This is a genomic window from Amycolatopsis alba DSM 44262 (genome assembly GCF_000384215.1).
GTDB lineage: Bacteria > Actinomycetota > Actinomycetes > Mycobacteriales > Pseudonocardiaceae > Amycolatopsis > Amycolatopsis alba.
This window is the reverse complement of the sequence record NZ_KB913032.1, coordinates 9717829-9740314: the sequence shown is the minus strand read 5'-3', so window position 1 is coordinate 9740314 and position 22486 is coordinate 9717829. Positions and strand designations below refer to the sequence as shown.

Genomic DNA, 22486 nt, shown 5'->3' with positions numbered 1-22486 from the left:
GCGCCTCAGAACCGCTCCGTATGCGCCTCAGAAGCGCCTCAAAACTCGGAGTGGCGAGCGATCGTCGACGTGCTAGCTGGCGCGAGAGCTCCATCGCGAGATGTCGCCTCAGAAGGAAGCAAAAGGGGCTTTGAACTGCATATGCAGGCGGGTCGATTCAGGTTTCGCGCGGCGGCGCCTCAAGCTTCCGGCCCCGAAAATGCGCAGCCTGGCGACACAAAGAATTCTCGGGCGTGCAATGAAATCCTGAAAACGTTGACGCATTCGGCGCGCCGCGTGCAGGTTCGGAAAACTAATCTGAAAATTTCCGATACCACATGTCCAAAATCGACGTTTTTCGCGGAGTTAGGGGGTGACAGCGCCACACACCGAATACGTGGTGGCAACTCGTGCTCGGAGGTCCTGATGTCCCCTCGCCCGCAGCCGTCGGATGGCCGCCCCGGTCGCCGCACAGACTCAACTCGCCCGCCGCGCACCCGGCGCGGCGGCGACCGCGCTCCCTACCCCGGAGCCCGCGTTCACAGCCCCACGGCAGGCGCTGGCGGGACCGGCGGCACCTCGCGTCCCGAGGGCACGCCGACCTCGTCACGCCGGTGCCCGTCGCCGTCGCCGTCGCCGTCGCCGACCCCGCCGACTCCGGCGACGGTGTGGACATGCGGGCCGGACCCGATCGACACGCACGCGGTGTGGCCGGTACCCATCGTGGAGTCCATCACGGCGTCGTTCACAGACCCCGCTGCGCACGTCGTCCTGGTCGACCTCGACCCCGCACCGGCCACCGGCACGCGCTCCGGCACGAATGGTTCGGCGACGACCGGCGAGGCGTCGGTGGCGGCGGCACGAGAGGCGGTGCGCGCGCTCGGCCGCACCACCGACACCGTCACCTTCCACAGCGGCGACGGTGGCTCCGCCGCGTCGTCGCGGCCGTTCTGGGCCGACCTCGTCACCGACGCGAGCGACCCGGCCGCGACGCTGGCCGGAACACCGTCAGCCCCGGCACGCACCGGCGCCCCCGCCAGCGCGGAAGGACCGGAGCGCGAGCGCGGCGCGCGAGCAGATCTCGTGATCGTGTCCCTTCCCGAGCACACCGCCGAGTCGGTGTCGCTGGATCGGCTCGCGCTCCTGGCGTCGAACCGCCTGCGCCAGGGCGGCATCCTCGCGGTGTACACGCACAGCGACTGGACGCGGGGGCGGCTGGTCGACCCGACCGGTGCGATCGTGGCCGCCGCCCAGCAAGCCGATCTGCTCTACCTGCAGCACATCGTCGTGCTGCACACACCCGTGGAGAAGGGGCGCCTGCGGCCTGCGCCGTACTCGGCGGTGGCCGCCGAGTACGACCGCGCCCGGCATCACGCGACGGTCCGCGGACTGCCCTCGCCGCACCTGCGCGCACATGGCGATGTTCTCGCGTTCGCGCAACCGTCCGACCCCGGTACACCGCCCTCCGAGGCCAGTTGGGCGCAGACTCAGCCCGGTGCTGGAGGTGACCAGTGACCTTGCCCCCGCCGCACCCGGCCGGGCCGTCCCCGGCCACTCCCGCACCTGCGAAAGGCAGCGCCCTCATGTCCCACCAGCACCCCGCGACATCGACCAACCATGGCAGCGACGACCCGACCGTGCCGATCTCCCGCGCGCTCATCGACGTCCTCGACACCAGCACCACACGGACGGACACCGCGACCGGGCACGACCCGGTCGGCCCGAGTGGTAAGACCGGTGGGTTCGACATCGGTGATCTGCCGCTATCGGTCTGGGCGACCGCGCAGACAGCCCCGGCCACCCAGCGCAAAGGCCGGTATGTGCCCGAGTCGACCGCGCACCCGGCGAAGATGCTCCCGGCCGTCGCGGCGCACGCCATCCGTGCCTACACCCGCCCCGGCCAGCTGGTGTTCGACCCGATGGCCGGATCCGGCACCACGCTCGTGGAGGCGATCGACGCTGGGCGCCGCGCGGTCGGCGTCGAGTACGAACCGCACTGGGTCAGCGTCGCCTGGGCGAACCTCGACCTGGCCCGCGAACGCGGCCACGACCACGACGGCGAGATCGTGCACGGCGACGCCCGGCAGCTACCGTCACTGCTGCCGGAGAAGTACCGGGGGCAGGTCGCGCTCGTGATTACCTCCCCGCCGTACGGGCCGTCCACGCACGGGCAGGTCGTCACCGCCAGCACCGACTCGCATGACGGGAAAGTGCACAAGTACCACCACCGCTATGGCTCCGCGTTGGATCGCGGCAACCTCGCCAACGTCGGCCACCACCGGCTGCTGGCCGGCTTCACTCGCATCCTCACCGGCTGCGCGGCCGTGCTGCGCCCCGGCGGGCACATCGCGATCACCGCGCGCCCCTGGCGCGAGCACTCCGAACTGATCGACCTCCCGTCGCAGATCATCGCCTGCGGTCTCGCGGCCGGACTGGTCCCGGTCGAACGCTGCGTCGCCCTGCTCGCCCGCGTCGCCGACCACGAGCTGATCGCCCGCGGGAGCTTCTTCCAGCGCGACTTCATCCGCAAACAGCGCGAGCAGGGCCTGCCCTTGCATCTGATCGCGCACGAGGACGTCATCGTGCTGCGCCGCCCGCTCGAGACCGCTGGTTCGCAGACAGCGCCTGACACGCGGAGGGGGCGGTCATGAGCGCTCGTGCCCGGTGTCAGAACTGCGGCTGGACCGTCCGGTACCCATGGCTGGATACCGCGCGGCGCGCCGCCGCCCGGCATCGCTGCCCAGTGCCTGACCCGCTCGTCCCGGAACCGCCTCGGCCTGGCGGGCGATCATGATCGCGGCAGGGGAGAGGACGATGTCCGTGCTCCCGGCGCCGGGGCGCTGGTGGCCGCCCCTCTCGGTAACGGGAGTGCTCGCTACAGGCTTCTACTTGACCGCGGTGGCTGGCGCGAATTGGGCCAGCGCGCACCACCTGATCACCCTGGACGGGCTGGCTGTTCCCGCAGGCGCCTGTATCGCGGGGATGGTCTTCATCGCCCGCGACGCCCTGCACGAGACGCTCGGCTCGCGAGGCGTGCTCGCGGCCATCGGCGGGGGCACAGCGCTGTCGGCGATCGTGGCCTCACCCTGGATCGCAGCGGCGAGCGCGGCGGCGTTCGCCGTCTCCGAACTCGCCGACTCGTGGCTGTACCGGCGGTGGCGCTCACGGGGACGGGCAGCCGCGATCACTGGATCGAATCTGGCCGGCCTGCTCGTGGACAGCGCTGTGTTCGTGTCCTTCGCGTTCGGCTCGTGGGCGCTGCTGCCCGGTCAGCTCGCGGGTAAAGCCGCCGCCACAGCGGTGGCCTGCCCGGTCCTGGCGCTGTGGTCGTGGCGGCGGGAGGTGGCGTCGTGAAGTTCTTTCTCGGCACCCACCAGCCCGCCTGGCTCGCCCGTGATCTCGGGGTTCCGCTGCTGGTCTCACACCGGCGCCTGGCCGGGCGCCGCAGCCTGCCTCGCGCGTCGGGGGAGTGGGCGCTGGACTCCGGCGGCTTCACCGAGCTCTCGCTGCACGGCCGCTGGCGCAGCGACGCCCGCGCCTATGCCGTCTCAGTACGCCGCTACGCCAGCGAGATCGGTCGGATGGCGTGGGCCGCGCCGCAGGACTGGATGGTCGAAGCGCACGTCCGAGCGCGCACCGGACTGAGCCTGCACACCCACCTGCAGCGGACCGTGCGCAACTACCTGCAGCTGCGGGAGCTGGCGCCGGACCTGCCGATCATCCCGGTGGTGCAGGGCGATGAGCTCGCCGACTACCACCGCTGCGCCGACGCCTACGAACGTCACGGTGTCGACCTCGCCGCGCTTCCGCTGGTCGGGCTCGGGTCGGTGTGCCGGCGCCAGCACAGTGGACAGGTCGAACGCATCGTGAGGTCCCTGCACGCTCGGGGCCTGCGGCTGCACTGCTTTGGTGTCAAGACGACCGGGCTGGCCCGCTACGGAGACGCGATCCGCTCCAGCGACTCCGCCGCGTGGAGTTACAGCGGCCGCTACCAGCCGGGCTGCACCCCGAGCCATCGCAGCGAATCCAACTGCCTGACCTACGCGATGGCCTGGCACTCCCGGCTCCGGCACACCCTGCGCCAGCCGAACCACCGACCCGCAATCCGGTTCGCCGCATCACGCCCCTCGTCGTGCTCGCCGGGCCGTGCCCGACCAGGACACAGCGGCGCACGCCGCACCCAAGGAACACGCCCGCCTGCGCGGCCGGGCATCACAACAGGGGAGCGGCGATGAGCACCATGGCTGAGCGCCGCGCCGACGCTGTGGATCCGCTGCGGTTCGTCGCGACCGACGGCCCGGTGATCGGGTCGCTGTGCACCGGCGTGGCCGGGCTCGACCTCGGCGTCGCCGCCGTGCTCGGCGGCCGCATCGCCTGGTACTGCGAGGTCGACCCGCACGCGGCCGCGATCCTCGCCGCACGCCTGCCCGGCGTGCCGAACCTGGGCGATCTGCGCGCGGTCGACTTCACCTCCGTCGCACCGGTCGAGGTGCTCACGGCGGGCTTCCCCTGTCAGGACATCTCCGCCGCCGGTCGGCGCGCGGGTATCGAGAAAGGCGCTCGTAGTGGACTGTGGCACACCATCCTGGACGCCATTCGCGTACTACGACCGAGGCTCGTTGTCGTGGAGAACGTCGCCGCCCTCCGCTGGAAAAACGGTGGCCTCGACCGAGTACTCGCGGGGCTGGCCGAAGCGGGGTATGACGCGGTCTGGCGTTGCGTACGAGCCAGCGACATCGGTGCCGCCCACCGCCGCGAACGCGTGTTCCTGTGTGCCGTCCCCGCCCTGGGACGGGATGCGGATGATGCCGACCCCGCAGGCCCGCGACGGAGAACCCCGCGGCCCGGTCGACCCGGCACGGCGGCGGGCGGGCGGGCATCAGGTCAACCTCAACGACGCGGTCGACTCGGTCGTCAGGCCAACGCAGCTGTTGCCGACTCCGACGGCGGCGGACTCGCGGTCGTCGGCGATCCAGACCGTGCGGAAGCCGGGTCGCCCGATCCCGGCGGGGTGCGTGACGCTGACCGACTCGGTGCGGCTGCTGCCGACTCCGACCGCCTCGGACGCGAAGAACTGCACCCACGGCACGCACGACGGCGGGCCGTCTCTTCCCGACCGCGCCCGCGCCCTGAGTACACCGATGCCGTCGGCGGACGGGCCGTGGTGCGCCGCGGCTCACAGCGGAGGGATCGATAGCTGCCTCTCCGCTGGTGCCTGGCGCACTGCCGCCTGAAACCACGGCCCCGCCCACCGGAACTCCAGGACAGGAGGCCCAGCCCGCATGGACACTCCACGACTTCTGCCTACCCCGAGAGCGACCGACGGCACCAAAGGCTGTCCCGCGCAGCGCGGCTCGAAGGGCGATCTGATGCTGCCCTCGATCGTCATCGCCGTCACCACACCCGCACCGAAGTCTTTAGCGCGCAAGGAGGTGAAGGACCGTGACGACCGCCCGCGCACCACGCGCCCACCGCACACCACCCGGTGAATCCGGGCCGGTGAACTGGGGTGAGTATGCCGCCGCCGTGCACCGGTGGGAAGTCATCACCGGCCGCGCGGCTCCGTACCCGACCCAGCCTGGCCGGCACGGACGTCCCGTGCTCGCGCCACCGTTCGTCGAGTGGCTCATGGGCCTGCCCCCAGGCTGGGTCACCGCCGAACACCTCGGCCTGCCCCGCACCGCGCAACTTCGCGCGCTGGGCAACGGGGTCATGCCCCAGCAAGCCGCGCACGCACTGCGTCACCTGCTCGACGACCTCACTTACCTAAACCGTCCGCCCTGCCTGTCGCCGGCCAGCGCGACGCGGCGGGACAGGCGCTCCCGAGTGAGTCGACCGCCCTGGGCGGACAGGGGCGTGACGCGTCCGCCGGGCACCGCCCAGGCGACGCCCGCCGCGCGCACCCGCCGCAGCGATCCCCGCACACGGCGCTGAACCCGTGGCGCTCCGGGGCGAGGACACCACCGAGCCCGCCCTGGAGCGCCACGCTCCACCCTGCTTCCACACCCCGATTTCTCGAAGGGTTTCTTCGTCATGCCCGTACACAGCTGGACACGCCACCCAGTGGCCCATCTGCGCCGCTGGGCCCGCACCGCCCGCCATCGCCTCCGCCTCCGGCGGCGACCGAACCGAGCACTCGCCAGCCACACGCCCTCCGGTGTTCGGCCCGCGCAGCATCCGGTGACGCGACGGTCGGCCGAGGCGATCGCAGTTCTGATCCGCGAGGGCTGGAACGTTCGCCACCCGCCCTACGGCTACGCCGCGATGACCGTGACTGGAGCACGAAGCCGCCACGGAACACCTCGCACCCGCCTGACACCGGATCCGCGCCGCGCTCTCGTGGTGCAAGACGTCTTCTACTGGCGCGCGATCACCGGCTTGTCGGTCGAGCACATCACCGCGCGGCTCGACGCCGACCCTGGCCGCTATCCACCGCCTGGGACACACACCGCCTGGCCACTTGCGGCGGTCGAGACGATGTTGACCGATGTCAAGTACACCGGCTACCAGGCCACCGGTACTCGCGACGAGAACGGCGCTTTTCGTCCCGTCGAGCAATGGGTGCTCTCCGATCAGCCCGCGCACCGCGCCCTAGTTACCCCCGCGCTGTTCTGGGCGGCCCAAGATCCCGTGACCAGCGTGCGGCGCATCCCGCACCGGCTTCTCGCCCCGGTCCACGGATCCACCGCCAGCGGTGACGAGAAGGAGGTGCGGTGATCATGACATCGCCTCCACCGTCCGCGGCGCGTGCCGCCACCTCGCACCCGCCGACACGATCGTCAGCGCGCCGCGGTCCGTCCGCGACACCGGCGGACCGCCGAACGGGCACGCCGCGCCGCGAGCGTTATCCCGGCCGACCACGCGGCCGATACCTGAGCCTTGGCGCCGGCGTGCAGAGTCTGTGCGTGTTCCTGCTCGCCTGCGACGGTGAGATCCCGCCCTTCGACGCAGCCCTGTTCGCTGACACCGGCTGGGAACCCCGGCAGGTCTACCAGCAGCTCGACGCCGCACGCCGCATCGGCGCGCAGGCTGGAATTCCCGTCCTGACCGTGTCGAACGGCAACATCCGCCACGACGCCCTCAAACCCGAGTCCCGGTTCGTCACCATGCCGCTGTTCGTGAAGAACCCCGACGGCACAAGGGGGATGGTTCGCCGGCAGTGCACCGGCGAGTACAAGATCAAGCCGCTCAAGAAAGCCATCCGCCAGATCCTCGGCTACCCGCATCCCATACGCGTGCCTCGTGGTGTGTTCGTCGACCAGGCCATCGGCATCTCCACTGACGAGTTCCACCGCGCCAAGGACTCCGACGTCAACTACACGCGCAACATCTTCCCGCTCCTCGACCTTGGGCTGTCGCGCACTGACTGCCTGACGCTCCTGCGTGAGCGCGGTATGGGGACGGTCGTGAAAAGCTCGTGCATCGGCTGCCCTTACTCGGGAAACTCGCGGCTGCGGTTCATCCGGGACACCGATCCTCACGCGTGGACCGACCTGGTCGAGTTCGACAAAGCGATCCGTCACGGCAGCCCCCGCGCCAACGCCAACGGCAAACCCTTACGCGGCCAGTTCTTCATCCACCGCTCGCTCCTGCCGCTCGACCAAGTCGACCTCGACGCCACACGCGGCACCATTAACGCCGAAGAAGACGACCCGGACGGATGCAGCCCGTTCTCCTGCCGAAGCGGTCCCGAAGCGACCGCGTCGATTCCGTAGGACTAGCCGCGCGCCAACACAGACACCGTCCCAGGGGCCTGCGCGGGTCACTGCGCAGTACCGACACCCGGCGACCTCAGCCACGCTGGGCGCCCGTCGATAGCGGTCACCGCCCGCGCCCGAGAACCCCTTGCCTACCAACAAACCCACCTCACAGCGAGGAGGTTGCTGTGCACAATCTCGACCGACACCCCTCCGCCGCACCTGACTCGGTATTCACGACTGCGTCATCACCGGCGTGGTCGCGAGAATGGCTCGGCGCTCTCGGAGTGACTACCGACCTGATGACCGCCGCCCGCATGCTCGGCATCGGCCGGACAACCGCCTACAAACTCGCCCGCAACGGAACCCTCCCAGTACCTGCGGTTCGCGTCGGCCGCAGCTACCGCATCGCTGTCGCACCGCTGATCGAGCTACTTGGGCTCGGCAAAGAGCCTCGTGCCTGACGCTTCCCCTCTGTACGTATTGGAGCGTCCATGGCCGGTGTCCGAACGCGACGACCCCACGGATTGCGGGAAAGGAAAAATCCGCGATGACGTTCAAAGGCAGCACATTCAAACGCTGTACCTGCACCGATCCCGGCACCAGGAAGCAACTCGGGACTCAATGCCCGAAACTCAAGCGTGGCAACGGTATGTGGAGCTCCAATCACGGGACCTGGTCGTTTCAAGCTGAACTTCCCAAGCGTCCCGACGGGACTCGCCGCACCCGCAGGCGGCACGGGTTCGCCTCGCAGACCGCTGCGCAAGACCAGCTCGACCAGATCGCCGACCTCCTCACGCTCGGCGAACGACGCGGCGAGGCCGCGCTCGCCACGATCGGTGACCTCATCGACGACCGGCTGCGTACCGGAGAACCGTTTCCCACGCCCGAGGCGGTGGGCAAGCAGCTGGACGCAGGTAACGCCAGCCTCGACGCGATCCCGACAGTCGGTCACTGGCTGACCAGCTGGATCGCGACACGCAAAAAGATCCGGGAAGGAACCCGGTTGTCCTACCAGCGCCACATTACCAACTGGCTGCTCCCGCATCTGGGTCACTACCGACTCGACACGCTCACCGTCGAGCACATCTCCCGCATGTTCGATGCCATGGCCGAACGCAACGACACCATCACGGCCGCCAAGAGCAGCGACGACCCAGAGGTCCGGAAGAGCGCGCACGGCATGCGAGTCATGGGCGCGGCCACCATGCAGCGCTATCGCGCCACTCTGCGTGCCGCGCTGAACGCCGCCATCCGCGCCCAGAAGATCACCTTCAACCCGGCCTCCTACGTTGAGCTGCCCTCCGGGCGACGCCCGAAGGCTCTGGTGTGGACCCCGGACCGGGTCGAGCGGTGGCAGCGCACCGGACAGAAGCCCTCACGGGTCATGGTGTGGACACCCGAGCAGATCGGCCGATTCCTCGACCAGGCCGAGGGCCACCCTTATTACGCGCTGTTCCACGTCATCGCCTATCGGGGATTGCGACGCGGTGAAGCCTGCGGGCTACCGTGGTGGAACATCGACCTGGCCAGCCGATCGATCACCATCTCCACCGCGATCGTGCAGTTGGGATGGAGGGCCGAGTTCGGCGAACCCAAGAGCGAAGCCTCCGGCCGCGTCATCGCCCTCGACGAGGCCACCACACTGGTGCTGCGAAGGCAGAAGAAACACCAGCACGAACTGCGCGTGGCGGCCGGGACAGACTGGGTCGAGCACGAGCTGGTGTGCACCGAACGCGACGGCAGCCCGCTGCACCCAGCCAAGCTCACCGACGCCTTCCACAGCATCGCCGACGCCGCCGAACTCCCACCCGTACGCCTGCACGACCTACGCCACGGCGCGGCCACCCTCATGATCGCCGCCGGAGCAGACCTCAAAATCGTGCAAGAGTTACTCGGACACTCCTCCATCGCGGTCACCGCAGACACCTACGCCCACGTCCTACCGGAACTCGCCCGCGACACCGCCGAAGCCGTCGCCGCCATCGTCCCGCGCGACCAACGACACAACCGCCGCCACACCGCCTGATCCGGCTACAGGAACACTTTGAAACAAGAAGCCGGGCACGTCGTGCCCCGCTTCTTTGCGCGGGTAAGGGTGAGCAGGCGGGCGATGGCGACGCCGAAGGCTGAGACAGCGGTCACCGGCAGATCCGGGGCCGGGGTCGGCGCCGCGAGCGATGTCGGGTTCGATGACGAAACGCGGCTCACGCAGCACCCGGCTTGACCTCGACCGGCAAATCAAGGGCCCCGTGCCGGCGTGACCAAAATGCGGAGGGCCAGCTGGCCGCGCAGACCCACAGCAGCCCGAGGCGCTGCCGGTCGCGGTGGCCTGTGCCTGCGGCCACGACGTGGCCTACCTGCCTGGGCTGGCGATGCGCCGCATCTCTGACCCCTACCCAGGCAACGCTGAAACCGACGCCCGCGACGCCTATGTCATCGCTGACGCCGCCCGGACCCTGCCGTGCGGTCAACCGCACCAAACCGCAGGTCAACGGCACTGAACGGCTCCGCGGCGAGGTGCGCAAGTAGTGAGCGCTTCGTAATTCTGAGCACACCAGCTTCGACGGGCAACCTGTCACCGCACCGAGCCCACGCCGGTGTGCTGGTGATGCCTGCGGTCACCCGTTATCGCAGGCCCCAACACTGTAATCATTATCGAACTTGACGCTCGACGGTCTCGATGATTCGATCCCACAACTTCTGAAAGAATTCTTCTTTCGATATGACTTCGTCAGATCTGCCGAAGTTCGAGAGTAGCGACAGGTCGAACACCTTCACAGCCGAACGCTGCGCTTCTATGTTGTAGACCACCTCTAGTCGGGCGTTGTAACCGCTGCCGCCGTTGAAGCTGAACGTCAGTTGGTCATTACGGCCCAGCCCACTGCCAAACATAATGTCGAGCGCGTAAACGATGCTTCCCAAGCGTTCGACGCGCAGCGTGATCCGCTCGTCCGTTCGCCGCACCGACGTCGGAAAACCCGATCTGGCGAGCAGGTCGCCAGCATCTCGCAGGCTGGTCGCCAGGTACTCGTAGACGTTCAGAAGCTCCTGGAACTTACTGAAGGTCTCGGGCTGCACCTTAGGCAGCCGAACCTGCAGGGCTTCTTTCACTACCTGCCCGACGTCGTGCGGCTCCTGTCCAGATCGGCGCTGCGCACGCTGCTCGTTCAACAAATCAGCCCTGTCGGCAGGTATGCCGAAAGCCGGACCATCCTTACGGGATCCGCTGCCAGGCTGGTACGGGGGCAAGTCGGGCCGGATCTTCTCGTCGGCCTGCACGTGCAGCGGCTCGCCGAGCAACCTGCGCAGCAAGGTCTCGACACCGGCCAGATCGATGCTGGTGACTTTGAACCACGCAACGCGGTGCAGTTCGTTCGGGATGAGCGCGTCCAATTCCTCTGGCAGCAGCACGATCACAGCCTTGCGCTGAAACTCCTGCTGATCGCGGTTGAAGATGCCTTTCAGCGCGTCCATCTCGCGCACCGCACCGGCACCCTCGTCCGGCCGGTTCTCTCCCTTCCAGCGCTCCCAGAAGGCCTTGCTGCTGATCATCAGGACAGTGCCGGCCGCCTCAACGGCACGCGGACCGTACTCCGTCCAGTTCATCCCGGCATCCGTGTAGTGGAAAAGGTCCGCGTCTACATGGACGTAGTTCCCGAGCAGGTGCGCGAAGTCGTACACCATCGTCTTCCACGCCTGCGTTTGCAGGGCGGACGCTCGGTAGTCGGCGTGCGCCCATGTGATGAACACCGGCAGCTGGTCCATGTCTCGCTTCCTACGTCCAAAGTGGATCTATGAGCACCGCTCGCAACTGCTCGGTGTCGCCGACGACAACGGCCGCGGTCGCCCTCCGCAGCAGGGTCCACGGGTGATATCGGCCGTACAACGCCGCGCTTCCCGACGCGGCTTCTCGAAGGGGGATCTCCGCGTCCGGCAGCTTCGCGAGAGCAGCCAGCCTGCCGACGTTGGCCTGCCAGCAGAGCCGTTCGCCCGCGTCGAGATCGACGACTTCGTCTGCGAGCAGGTGTGTGAGCCTGCCCGCCTCCCAGCCGGGTCGTGCCGGATCCACAGGTGGCTGGCCATGCCTCGCCAGATCAGCGTCGAAACCGCCGGACTCCGCGCCGCACAAAGAGTCGAGGCTGTCGAGCAGCGGCCGAACCCCGCTGGCCCGCAACGGCCGGCCTGTCGTGTTGGAACGCAGGAGCGCGTGCCGCGCGCGGGCAAGCGAGGTGGTCGGGTGCGTGGCGCCGACGGCGGCTTCGCGCACGCGCACGGCGCGCGCCGCCACGCGAACGTCGTTCTCGTCTGATTCACCGCTACCGGCCAGTGCCCACGCGGTGTGGAAGTCCATTGAGAGAGCAGCGTGCACTCCGCGATCTCCGAAGGTCGCTGCGAGCTCCTGGGCCAGTTTTCGAGCGCTGCCAGGTGGAAGAGCGGCCACACCCGTAACCCACGCCGACTGCACTCGGCGCAGTGGAATCCACACCGACTCCGTATCGCCGTTCGCCGGGGTGAGGCGGAGGTCGGCGAGCACCGCGTCGTTGGCGGCCGCGAATTCACCGCGAAAGACCTGCAGATCGGCGAGCATCATCCGGCGAATCATCGTCTCGCGGTCGTCCTCGCCGAGCCGGTCCGCCGCGGTTTTCCAGCTGCCGTGCACCAGCTCGAACCCTTCACCGGTAAAGCCCAGGTCGTAGGCGACCAACCCCAGGTTGCACTGCTGGATCAGGACGCTGCTGTCCTGAGGCGAGTGCCGATCCAGAAGGAAGTCGAGTCCGCGACGGAGGCGTTCGTGCGCGGCTCGGAGAAACCAGGTGAGGTGCTCGGTTCTGGCGACATTGTTCCCGATGTTGTGCTCGACACTGGGATCGAGGTGGTCGAGCGAAGTCTCCAAGGCACGAGTGAACTCGGTCCTCGCGTCGACGTAGTGCCCGTTCTCCATAAGCACGAGTGCCCGGTCGTTGACGAGCTCAGTGTACTTGCCGCAGTTTTTCCCGTCCGGAAAGGACAGTTGCAACCGCAGCCCGGCGTCGAAGATTCGCAACGCCTCCTGACGCCGCGGTCCCAGCGACACCAGGAAACCGAGGTTGTCGAGGATCTCGACGCGAACGCGCTCGCGCCACGGGACATCGTCCGCCGTTTCGGGAGCGGGACCTGGCGCTCGTCGCGGCATGATCTCCAAGGCGCGGCGGCCGTACGCCTCGGCGGCGGGCATGTCCACGTCAGAGATCAGGATCGAATTCTCGTTGAGCCAGCGCGCCACTGACTGACTGCGAAGCCCGCGGGCGACCTGGCCCAGCTCCGCAGCCGGCACGATCTCCGCCGACTCGAGGTCGGTAAACGTGTCCGACACATCGCCGGACCAGTCACGTACCGCAGCGGCCGCAGCCTCGTCACCGTGCAGGGCGATTCCGAGCAGACGCGCCCGATACGCACCGCGTGCGTTTCCGCGCTCTTGGAGGTAGGCGGCTGGAAGCCACAACGCGTGGTTCGCGTACCGCTGTGCGCGATCTGCGGAGAGCAGGCGTGGCTCGCGTTCACGTTCACGCTGGACGAGCCGGGACGCTGCGACCGCCGCACTGCTCAGCCCCAGCACGCGGGACCACTGAGTTGTGTCGTCGACATCAAGTTCGCGGATAAGGTCGCCCGCCGCAGCGCCGACCTTCAGCGCGGCGTACCCGACATCGAACTCGGGATCGTCCCTGACCAGTTCGGCGAGCAGCGGGTGCACGAGCAGCGTTTCCTCGTCGGCACCGGTGCGAACCAGGTTTTGTGCACGCAGTTCGGTGACGGCGGCGTCACGTCGCGCCGTGTCCCTGCACAACAGGGTGACCTCGTCATCGGGATCTTCGCGAAGCCCGGCGAGGAGTTCGGCGGGCACCGCGCCTTTGCCCGCGCACGAAAGAATCTGCAACACGGCCAGCGCGTCGACACGGCGTTCTCGCAGGAGGCCGATGCGCACCTCCCAGGCCGAGCGCGGCGCGGACACGCGCTCATGATGGCGTTCCAACCACCCGCGCAGGGAGATCCCGTCGACGACAGCGGCAGCGGTCTGCTCCAGTGCGAACGGATGGCCGCTCACCCTCTCCGCAACGGCGCGTGCCAGGTCCTCGTCCTCCGCGTCGGTGCGCGCCAGCAGGTAATCGACGGACTCACCAATGGTGAGCGGATCCAGCTCCACGACATGGGCGGCCGACCTCCAGCGCGCCGACTGCGAGGTGACGAGCACGTGCAGCCCCGGCCTCGACGGCAGCGACGTGGCGAACAGCGCGGGCTCCGGGGCGTCGTCCACCACGATCAGGGCCGGGCCGCGCTCGACCAGCGCGTCTAAGACGTGCGCGGGGTCGTCCTCCGCCAAACCGAGCCGTTCGGCGAGCAGTGCGACGGACGTCCGCCACGCGGTGGCGTCGTCGGCGGAGAGCCAGCCGACGACGCGGTAGTTCTCCTCCAGTAGGTGACACAGCCGGACGGCCAGCGCGGACTTGCCCATACCCGATGTGGCGACGATCGCCGCGTGCACCGAACCGCGGGTGTCGGCGAAGCGCGCTACCAGGCCTTCCACCACGGATCGTCGCGTCACGTTCTCGGCGGGGCTACCCAGCTGTGGCACTACGAACACGCGCTCGATGCGGCGTGTCTCCTCGCGGGCCTCGGCGGAGAGGTCTGCGGGGCGAGGCCACTCTCGAACGATCTCGTCGACCAGCCGGCTGACCTTGGCGGTCTGGTCTGGCTGCCCTTGCCGGACCCTGAAGTGGTCCTCGAATTCCACCGGCCGCGGAATCCACATGCGGCGGAACTTCGCGTACAGAAGGCGACGCTGGTGATCAGTGGAGGCCTTACCATTGAGGACGCTGAGAACTTGCTGCGCTGACGATCTTCGATCCGCGCGCAGTATAGCGCCGACGAATTCATCTACGGTTTCCGTTGTACGTGCCGTACGCACCAACAAGCGCAGGGCTTTGATCATGGATCTCGGCACGTCCGAAGGCCCTTCGCCCACCACGGCCAGCACGGTCGCCAGGTCCAGCGGCGCGGAGTCCATCAGCTCGGCAATCACGTCGTCATCCACTTCGGCGGGCAGGACGCGCACGTTGAGCCTGCCAGGACCTGGTTTGCCTCCAGCGACGTCGATGCCGATCAATGTGCCCCCGCCCGCCGGTTCGACACACAGCCGGGCCACCGACCCTGCGAGACCAAGGACTGGGTGGCCCGTGACGAGGCTGGTGAGCGCCGCGCGCACAACGCCCAACGCGGGTTCTGGCAGCTGACCGTTCTTGGCTTTCATGCTTTCCATCGAGGTCAATCTAACCCTTTCGCGGAGCCTGCCTGGACAATCGCACCTGTACGCGATCCGCATCGTCGATTCGGTGCTGCGAGAGGAAGAGATCGTACGCCACGCGCAGCATTCGGTGTGCTTTCTCCGCGTCTCCCTGGTACGCGAGGACGTCGGCCAGATGCTCGGTGTACTCGGCCTCAGCGAAGACGTTTCCGAGCTGGTTCGCCTGTCGCACGGCTGCCGCAAAGTGCTCCACGGCCTGATCCAGGCGGCCGTCCCGGCAAGCGATGTATCCCAACGCGTCCAACGTGCTCGCTTGGCCGCTGACGTTGCCGTGCGCGCTGTGTAGCGCCAAGGCGTGTTCACAGCACTCACGGGCAAGAACAAAGTTCTCAAGCTGTGCATGCTGCCAGCCCTGCGCGTTGAGGGCGTGCGCCTCGCCGACGGGATTGCTCTCCGCCCTGTACAACTCCATCGCGGAGATGGCGTGCTGCAACGCCTGTTCGTGCTCACCCCGCAATGACAGGACCCGTTGCAGATCGTGGTGGGTGTGCGCCTGCCCCATCGCGAACCCGACTTCTTCTTCGAGGTTCAAGGCCTGCGTGAGGCATCGCCCGGCCTCGTCAAGATCGCCCGCGCGAGTGCAAGCGCGTCCGAGTTGACGCAACGACGACGCGCGCAACCGCACGGAGCCGATTGCTATGGCCGCCTCCAGTCCGAGACGCGACGACGCCACATTCTCCGCCAGTAGACCGAGCCGGTATTGGTAGGTGTCCAGGCCATGGGCGATGTGCCACATCGCCTCATACCACTTGCGGTCGGCCGCGATCCGGTGCACGACGGCAATCAACGCGTGCTCCGCACCAAACCAAGCGATCGCTGAGGGTTCATCGGTCAGGCGCAAAGGGTGGCACCCGTCAGGCAGGGCAGGAACTTCGAAGGCGTGCCGGTGCGGATACAGTAGGATATCGGCGGTCCGGACGGTGTACGCATAAAACGCCACCAACCTCTGCACTGCCCACGCCGACTCCGCCCCAGACGGCAGTTCGGCGGCGTGCAGGCGCACCAGGTCGTGCATCTGGAACCTCTGGGGTACGTGCTGGCGTACCAGATTCGCCGCCTCCAGGGAGCGAAACATCGCGGCCGCTTCGCGGGGCGGCACCGCCCACAGGCACGCCGCCGCAGCGATGCTGATCTCCCCCAGCGGCGCGACACCGAGCAGTCCGAATGCTCGCCCCAGCCGGTCGTTCAGCGACGCGGACGACCAGGACAGTACCGCCCTCAGGCTCGCCGACTCGTCGTCGGCGTCGAAGGCGCTCAGTCTCGTCGTCTCGTCTTCCAGTTCGTCGGCGAGGACCGACATCGGGAATTCGGGGTGCGCCGCAACTCTGGCCGAGGCGATCGCCAGCGCGAGCGGTAGCCCACCGCACCTGTGCGCGATCGCCGACACTGCTTCGGACTCTCTCTCGGCGGCATGGGCCGGCAACAGCCGGCTGAGCAGCGCCGAGGCGTCAGACTCGTCCATCGCCTCAAGCCGCATGAGGTGGGCGCCCCGGACGCGCAATGAGGACAGCCGCATTCTCGTCGTCACCAGCACCGCGCAGGACGGCGTTCCAGGCAGCAGCGGTGCCACCTGATCGGTGTCTCTTGCGTTGTCCAGCACGATCATCATCCGCCGATCCGCCACCGCGCTACGAAATAGCGCCGCTGCGGCGTCCGGGTCTGCGGGGATCGCGGCGGGCTCGACTCCGAGCACGGTGAGGAACCCCCGCAATACCGTGGCAGGCTTGGCTGGAGCGGCTTGCGGGTCGAAACCCCTGAGGTTGGCGAAGAGTTGTCCGTCCGGGAACCGATCTTTGCGGGAATGCGCCCAGTGAAGCACCAGCGTCGTCTTGCCAACACCTCCGGCGCCCTCGATGACGACCAGCGGTGGTCGTCCCTCCTCCAACACAGCCGTCAGTTTGCCGAGCTCACGCTCGCGTGCCACGTGCCAGCGCGGCGCCATTGGCAGTTGTCTCGGAGTCCTGAGCGGCTGTGCACCGGTCACATGCAGATCCCCATGCACGAGCCCCGCCTGAATCGCTGTGCCGATCTGGTCCGACCGAACCAGGTTGCGTATGTCATCCGCCATGTTTCTCCAGACAAGTGGCCCCAACCGTGCCTGACGAACTCCATCGTCGCGCCAGGTCGGGCGCGCCGCTTCGGCCTTTCAGGTCCCGTTCACCTCACATGGCTGGTCGACGTCCCTCCGTGACCATTTCATGGATCTCGTTAACCATTTCTGGACACTCGACTTCATGGTCTCCAACGCGACAACGCCGGCCAGCGAGGGGTTGTACGTACGGGCCTCTTCCTCAGTTATTCCATGCCTCCGGCCGAGGCAGTTGCGACGCACGGATGGCTACTGTGTGGAGACCACATGTGGCACAAGGAGATCGTCCGGCACGAAAAGATCGCCGGTCGGGCTACGGCTGGCGACCCCACGATCAGGGCGGCGTGCCGATCGCCGCTCCCTGGCTTACCGCAAGTGTGCGACGACGGCGCGAAGGATCCCGTTAGCTGCCCTCAGAGCATCCCGGTGGCCTTTGACCTACCAAGCAATCGAACGCTGCCGCGGAGCCGACATCGCAGGCTGATAGTGCGCGCGCCGACGGTCCGCCGGTCAGTGTCCGACGTGGACGTGTCCTGCCCAGTGGCTCGGAACGCCCGGCATCGAGTCCCTGACGTCGACAACGGCCGCCTGCAGGGCCGACGCAGAGATGGTGGTGTCCAGGCTGCCGGAGTCGGACAGCAAGCGGCTGTAGAAGGTCACGGCGATCGTGCGGGCCGACCCGTCGTCCACCGCCCACAGGGTGCCGATGACGTGGCGGTACCCGATCAGCTGAACCGCAGACGTGATGTGCAAGGCCTGGTCGGCCAGCTGTGGCGCAGCGTCCCCAGCTGTTCGGCGTCCAGGCCTGCGTGGCGAAGTCCTCACTCGGCACCAGCCACGCCATCATCAACCGCGCCTGGACGATCTCCACCGCGCAGGATTCGTTGACCCGAAAGGGAAGGGGCGTAGACGCCTCGATGCCCCTGCTACGCCGGTGCCCGTTCCGTGAACCAGGATACCCTCGATCGAGTGATGCTCGCCATCTATCACCTGGGCGTACGTCTTAGCAGGAAAGAATTGACGTCGCGAAAACTGCGGGTGCTTTTTGTATTATCTTCTGTATTAATCGGGCATCCTGTATACCATGACCGCCAAGACGCCCCCGTCAAAAAGGACGCAGGGTGCTACCCTCGACGCCCCGCCCGTGTGGCGATGGCTTTTCCACCTCGTGCCTGGCCCCGGCTGGGCGCTGGTCTTTCTGCTCGTGGGCATAACGGGGATTGTCGTCGTGGCAGTAGTCGCTGATCCGGTAGTAACACTTTCCGTACTCGGCGCGGCGACTGGCACTACATGGGTGAAAGCCGCGGCATCCCGGCGGCGTCAACGTTGAACACCCCGGCGACTGGCCGATAGGAACTGAGCATCCTCCTGACTTCTCGCAGACGTCCTGACTTTGACCGTCCGCGTCACATCCGACGTCCACATCGGACACCGCAAGGTCGCCGAGATCCGAGGCTTCGCCTCCGTCGACGAGCATGACGATCACCCGGCCGCGGACTGGCGGGCTGGCCTCAGGCCCGGCGATCAGGCCGGGGTCCACGGCGACGTCGTCGTCAGCATGCTGAACCGTGCTCTTTCGGTGCTCGCCGACCTGTCCGGCGGGTTCGGTACTGGTGTGGGTACGTAGGGTTGCGTGGCGGCCGTGGATGGGTGCGTGGCCATGCTGGTCATGCCGGGCCCTGGCAGCGTGGTTGGAACAGGCTCGTCGCAGGGATCTATTGCGCCGTTGCCTGGGTGGTGCCGAGCTTGGTGACCGTGCAGCGGGCGATCCACCGGGATCTGACCCGTGGTGATCGTGCTGGGCTTGAAAGCTCGCCCGCCTGGTTTGCACCTACGGTCGGCCGTGCGAGCCGTAGGGAGGCTCGCCTTCCAACGCAGGGCGCCGGTTCTCGCTTTGCTCGAGCTCCTGACACACGCCTCAGTCAGTCAGGTCCAAGCAGGCGCTGACCCGTGATGTTCGAGACTCTGCTGGTCGGCTGGAGCAAGCTGCGGTCTTGTTGATGCGGTCCGACATAGTCGAGCACTGGTACAACCGATGTTGTGCTCCAGGTTTGCAGTTCGCGGTGCTCTTGGAAGCCGCCTACCTCAGGATCTTCACATGTAAACCGAAGCAGATTGGTCTGAGGGTGCGCTATCATCCCAGGTCAGTAAGTGTGCTCCCCGCAGGCACGGGGATGATCCGATGGCCGCGCAGGGACAGGACTGGCGAACCAAGTGCTCCCCGCAGTCGCGGGGATGATCCGACGTGTACCGACGCGCCACCACCGAAACCGAAGTGCTCCCCGCAGGCGGCGTTCCTCCGCCTGCTGATGAAGGCGTGGGCTTGTGCCTTGCTCGGACACGCTGCTCAGGCCCGGCCTCTCGTCGTCCCGGCTGGCCGCCGAGCGTCGCCGTGGCCCTCCAGGTGGAGGGCCAAGCCCGATTCCCACACGCGTTTGGCGTCGCTGGTCAGAACGTGTTTTCCCGAACCTGCATGAACCCAAAACGGTGCGCCATCTCCACCAACGCCAGCCGGATCAGGCGACGTCGCGACTCCGCGTCCATTCCCGGCACCGAGGACACTGAAACGAACAGCTCGGTCAGCTGATCGGGGCGATCGGTCGGCCCCAAGGCGGCAAGGTCGAGGACGTCGGCCAGCACCAGCTGGTACGTGGCCTGCTGGTCGTGTCGCGACTCAACGCCGATCGACAGCTCGACCTGCGGAACACCGGCCCAGTGAAACCTCGTCGAGGCGCCGTTCGTGACGCCGTCGATCAGCTGCGGTAGCAGGTCGGTTGCGATGTCCCAGGCCGCCACGAAGAACTCGATCAGCTCGTCCATCGGCCAGCGCAAATCCTGCTCGGGATAACCTATGGCCTTGTCCCAAGCGCCGAAGTTCTCGACCCGCACCTCGGTGCAGGTGATGACCGCGGAACTCCGCGACGCCGGCGGCAGCGTCATCATCATCTCAGCCGACAACGCCAGCTCTCCGTCCGGCCCGGTGATCTCGAAGGTGTGGCTGAGTCGGTCGCTGGCATTGCCGTTGCCGCCCGCCCGCCACACGCCCCAGGGCAACTTGCTGCCGCGCCGGCGCGACAGGTTCGTGACGAACTCGGCCAGCGCACTGGACGGCACCCTTGGGAGCACCTCGGCCAATCGGTCGGGGGTGATCCTGGAGGTATCGGCGTCGGCGAACGGCAGGATCGCCAGCACGCGCGCCCGCAGCTGCGGCGGGTTCGGCGAACCTGTCCAGTTACGCGAGGCAGCCGACATCGTCGTGCTAACGACCGGGTCGGGTTCCCACCGCCAGTCCCGCCCACCCGAGTCGGGGTCGCGCACCAGCCGACCGCGACCCCAGCGGCCGCCTGCCAAGGGCACCGCCGTGACGTCCTGGTCGACGACAGTCGTGGCTGCGGGATCTCCAACGGGAAATCCTAGCGCGCCGAGCACGTCGCCGTCCGGAGCGCCACAGCCTTGCTCGCGCAGCGCCTGCCAGATGTCCTCGGCGACCGCGACGGGCTGGTACCGGGGCTGGGCGCACAGCACCCAGCCGGACTGCCGCCCCGGTGCCTGGAAGTGCTGGGCCACGCCGGGGCCGATCAGGTCGGTCTCGGAGACCGGGTCGCCGAGTGTCACGCCTTGCTCAGCGAAATCGTTGACGGCCTGCTTGAGAATTCCGGTCCAGCCGCGCTCCTCCGCCGACGATGTACTTCGGCTGTTCTTCACGGGGGGCCTGGATGGCCGCGAGCGCGGCGGCCAGCTTGTCGGCCCCGTCTCCGGAGTTGGCGTAGCCCAGCCCGATGAAGTGCTGGATCTCGTGCGGCCGCAGCCATGTCGTGCCGTCGCCGCGGCGGACCGGGACACCGACAGCGCTCTTGCTCACCTCGGTGTTCCCGGTCGGCGCAGGCACGGCGAACAGCTGGCTCGAGCGAGGCTGGGCCGGGATGTAGATGACCAGCACGCCCGTGTCGTTTCCGCAGTCGATCCAGTCAACGGTCACATCGCGCAGCGCGGGCAGCACCCGCGTGGCGATGACCTGGCGGTACTGGTCGAGGTTGACCAGCGCGCGTGGAATCGGGTGGAGGGCGTCGACGATCTCTTCGCCGTGTTCCTTCCTCGCGGCGAACCCCACCACCAGCAGGCCGCCGTGCGGAGTGTTCGCGAACGCTGCGACGTCCTTGGCGAGCTCTTCGGAACCTTTGGGCTTGTCGAGCAGATAGATGCGCTCTTTCACGTCGAGCCAGGCGCATTCCCGCTCGCCAAGCAGCGCCTCGGCGTCGCCCCGCTGAAGAGCCTGCCGTGCGCGTTGCAGGCCGGAAGCTGTCACGCGCGTCATCATCCCGCGCGCCCCCAGGGCCAGGCTCGCCGGGGCACCGTCGGCGCGAATCGCCGGGTCAGCTGATCGCGGCGAGAAGCTGCTGGGGTTCAACGACTACCTCGCCGGCGCAGAGCGCCTCGGCCTGGTGCAGTCCGCGCCCGAGCCGGGCGCCGACGATGCACCGCAGATCCTGCTCACCGACGCCGGGCGCGCCTTCGTCGAGCAGTTCCAGCTGGCCGAGTTGCCGGCGGGGCGCGTGAACTACTGGGCCTTATGCCACGCCTCGCTGACCGAGCCGGCCACCGCCGAGCTCGCCCGACGGTGGAGCGCCCTCCATGTCGAGCGTTCAGCCACGCAGAACGGAGCACTATGACCTCGACCGAGCACGCCTTGTCCGAGCTGCTGCGTCACGCGGCCAGCCGAGTTCGCAACGACGGCCACTTCGAGCTGCAGACCGCAGTCGACAGTGCGCAGCCCCGTGCCGTCAACGTCGGCCCGATCGCCGACCTGCTCGCCGCCGCCGCGGCCAACCTCGCACGGTACGAAGTCCGCGGCTGGGACGCGGCCAAGATTCTCGGCCGGGTCTCCGAGATGGACAGGGCCGCCGTCGCACTGGCCTGGGCGATCGTCGACCCAGACCAGTTCCGCAGGAACCACATTCAGTGAGACCAACCGCCAGCGCTGGTCTTAATCAAACTGAGTCCACGCAGGTCGCGCGAGGAAGCAGGCATCAGATGCAACGAGACAGGACAGGGGTGTCCCGGCCGGGAAAACGAGCGGTGTAAATCCCGATCATGGAAGAAGTGCACCTGATGACCGACATGATGTCCGGCGTGGAGAACGCTGAGGAGCCGAAGCCCTTGACCGGTCTGGACGGCCAGGACGAGCTGCTCATCAGGCCGTCCAGGCCGATCGCCGACGCGGTCGTGAGTGGTTTCGTCCGAGTGCGCGAAGTCCTGGGCCATTTGTCGCCGCAGGGGTAGGCCGTGTGCGCCACGTCCAAGAGGGAGCCGGATGTGTTCGACGACCCTGTGCGCGGCGCACCGATTTCTGCGACGGTTTGCGCGCCCTTGACGTCCCTG

Annotated in this window: 21 protein-coding genes and 1 pseudogene; 15 read left to right on the top strand and 7 right to left on the bottom strand. The window is 67.8% G+C overall.

The features are described 5' to 3' along the window. Nucleotides 1-518 precede the first annotated feature (518 nt). A complete protein-coding gene (locus AMYAL_RS0144980) occupies nucleotides 519-701 on the bottom strand; it encodes a hypothetical protein (protein WP_093976660.1) in 183 nt (60 codons plus the stop codon). Nucleotide 702: 1 nt separating this feature from the next. Here AMYAL_RS0144980 and AMYAL_RS0144975 point away from each other — a divergent pair, with 1 nt between their 5' ends. From AMYAL_RS0144975 to AMYAL_RS49045, 11 genes and pseudogenes are all read left to right on the top strand, one after another. Next, complete coding sequence (locus AMYAL_RS0144975) at nucleotides 703-1494, top strand: hypothetical protein (protein ID WP_020637880.1); 792 nt, start codon at nucleotides 703-705, stop codon at nucleotides 1492-1494. Nucleotides 1495-1562: 68 nt separating this feature from the next. Next, a complete protein-coding gene (locus AMYAL_RS47610) occupies nucleotides 1563-2630 on the top strand; it encodes a TRM11 family SAM-dependent methyltransferase (protein ID WP_020637879.1) in 1068 nt (355 codons plus the stop codon). A 163-nt stretch (nucleotides 2631-2793) separates the two neighbouring features. Next, nucleotides 2794-3333, top strand: coding sequence for a VUT family protein (locus tag AMYAL_RS47605; protein WP_051137620.1), 540 nt, complete (start codon nucleotides 2794-2796; stop codon nucleotides 3331-3333). Beyond that, the gene (locus AMYAL_RS47600) at nucleotides 3330-4214 is read left to right on the top strand and encodes a deazapurine DNA modification protein DpdA family protein (RefSeq protein WP_245193363.1); all 885 of its coding nucleotides are present in this window, start codon (nucleotides 3330-3332) and stop codon (nucleotides 4212-4214) included. Before AMYAL_RS47605 ends, AMYAL_RS47600 begins: the two co-directional genes overlap by 4 nt. Next, nucleotides 4211-5176, top strand: coding sequence for a DNA cytosine methyltransferase (locus tag AMYAL_RS49060; protein ID WP_245193362.1), 966 nt, complete (start codon nucleotides 4211-4213; stop codon nucleotides 5174-5176). The genes AMYAL_RS47600 and AMYAL_RS49060 overlap by 4 nt, the downstream gene beginning before the upstream one ends. 245 nt (nucleotides 5177-5421) lie before the next feature. Beyond that, nucleotides 5422-5913, top strand: coding sequence for a hypothetical protein (locus tag AMYAL_RS50250; RefSeq protein WP_209447290.1), 492 nt, complete (start codon nucleotides 5422-5424; stop codon nucleotides 5911-5913). 246 nt (nucleotides 5914-6159) lie between these two features. Continuing rightward, nucleotides 6160-6696, top strand: a complete 537-nt coding sequence (locus AMYAL_RS49055) for a recombinase family protein (RefSeq protein ID WP_167336203.1) — start codon at nucleotides 6160-6162, stop codon at nucleotides 6694-6696. Between the two features lie 188 nt (nucleotides 6697-6884). Beyond that, entirely contained in the window at nucleotides 6885-7694 is an 810-nt protein-coding gene (locus tag AMYAL_RS0144940) for a hypothetical protein (RefSeq protein WP_020637873.1), read from the top strand. Between the two features lie 269 nt (nucleotides 7695-7963). Next, a complete protein-coding gene (locus tag AMYAL_RS50730) occupies nucleotides 7964-8140 on the top strand; it encodes a helix-turn-helix domain-containing protein (protein WP_245193361.1) in 177 nt (58 codons plus the stop codon). A 188-nt stretch (nucleotides 8141-8328) separates the two neighbouring features. Continuing rightward, nucleotides 8329-9705 carry a tyrosine-type recombinase/integrase gene (locus AMYAL_RS0144930; RefSeq protein ID WP_245193360.1) on the top strand — a complete coding sequence of 459 codons (1377 nt, stop codon included), beginning with the start codon at nucleotides 8329-8331 and terminating at the stop codon, nucleotides 9703-9705. A gap of 268 nt (nucleotides 9706-9973) precedes the next feature. After that, a pseudogene (locus tag AMYAL_RS49045) lies at nucleotides 9974-10141 on the top strand (IS110 family transposase); the annotation flags it as partial. A gap of 190 nt (nucleotides 10142-10331) precedes the next feature. On the opposite strand, the gene AMYAL_RS0144925 reads toward AMYAL_RS49045, so the two are convergent. The 4 genes from AMYAL_RS0144925 to AMYAL_RS0144910 all read right to left on the bottom strand — a co-directional run bounded on the left by AMYAL_RS0144925 (nucleotide 10332) and on the right by AMYAL_RS0144910 (nucleotide 17932). Continuing rightward, complete coding sequence (locus AMYAL_RS0144925; protein WP_020637870.1) at nucleotides 10332-11444, bottom strand: hypothetical protein; 1113 nt, start codon at nucleotides 11442-11444, stop codon at nucleotides 10332-10334. A gap of 10 nt (nucleotides 11445-11454) precedes the next feature. Beyond that, nucleotides 11455-14973, bottom strand: coding sequence for an NB-ARC domain-containing protein (locus AMYAL_RS0144920; protein ID WP_143267942.1), 3519 nt, complete (start codon nucleotides 14971-14973; stop codon nucleotides 11455-11457). 10 nt (nucleotides 14974-14983) lie between these two features. Next, nucleotides 14984-17086 carry an ATP-binding protein gene (locus AMYAL_RS47585; RefSeq protein ID WP_020637868.1) on the bottom strand — a complete coding sequence of 701 codons (2103 nt, stop codon included), beginning with the start codon at nucleotides 17084-17086 and terminating at the stop codon, nucleotides 14984-14986. 531 nt (nucleotides 17087-17617) lie between these two features. Further along, nucleotides 17618-17932 carry a CHAT domain-containing protein gene (locus AMYAL_RS0144910; protein ID WP_084702295.1) on the bottom strand — a complete coding sequence of 105 codons (315 nt, stop codon included), beginning with the start codon at nucleotides 17930-17932 and terminating at the stop codon, nucleotides 17618-17620. Nucleotides 17933-18500: 568 nt separating this feature from the next. Here AMYAL_RS0144910 and AMYAL_RS0144905 point away from each other — a divergent pair. Next, on the top strand, nucleotides 18501-18734 hold the full coding sequence (locus AMYAL_RS0144905) for a metallophosphoesterase family protein (RefSeq protein ID WP_020637866.1): 234 nt from the start codon (nucleotides 18501-18503) through the stop codon (nucleotides 18732-18734). An 821-nt stretch (nucleotides 18735-19555) separates the two neighbouring features. Here AMYAL_RS0144905 and AMYAL_RS0144900 read toward each other — a convergent pair. Beyond that, entirely contained in the window at nucleotides 19556-20812 is a 1257-nt protein-coding gene (locus AMYAL_RS0144900; RefSeq protein ID WP_143267943.1) for a hypothetical protein, read from the bottom strand. Beyond that, nucleotides 20730-21413, bottom strand: a complete 684-nt coding sequence (locus tag AMYAL_RS0144895) for an AlbA family DNA-binding domain-containing protein (RefSeq protein WP_020637864.1) — start codon at nucleotides 21411-21413, stop codon at nucleotides 20730-20732. Before AMYAL_RS0144895 ends, AMYAL_RS0144900 begins: the two co-directional genes overlap by 83 nt. 136 nt (nucleotides 21414-21549) lie before the next feature. Between AMYAL_RS0144895 and AMYAL_RS0144890 the strand changes: the two genes are divergently transcribed. From AMYAL_RS0144890 to AMYAL_RS0144880, 3 genes are all read left to right on the top strand, one after another. Further along, on the top strand, nucleotides 21550-21777 hold the full coding sequence (locus tag AMYAL_RS0144890) for a hypothetical protein (protein ID WP_020637863.1): 228 nt from the start codon (nucleotides 21550-21552) through the stop codon (nucleotides 21775-21777). Further along, nucleotides 21774-22070: a hypothetical protein gene (locus AMYAL_RS0144885; RefSeq protein WP_020637862.1), complete on the top strand. Its 297-nt coding sequence runs from the start codon at nucleotides 21774-21776 to the stop codon at nucleotides 22068-22070. The genes AMYAL_RS0144890 and AMYAL_RS0144885 overlap by 4 nt, the downstream gene beginning before the upstream one ends. A gap of 128 nt (nucleotides 22071-22198) precedes the next feature. After that, a complete protein-coding gene (locus AMYAL_RS0144880; RefSeq protein ID WP_020637861.1) occupies nucleotides 22199-22387 on the top strand; it encodes a hypothetical protein in 189 nt (62 codons plus the stop codon). The last annotated feature ends 99 nt before the right edge of the window (nucleotides 22388-22486 follow it).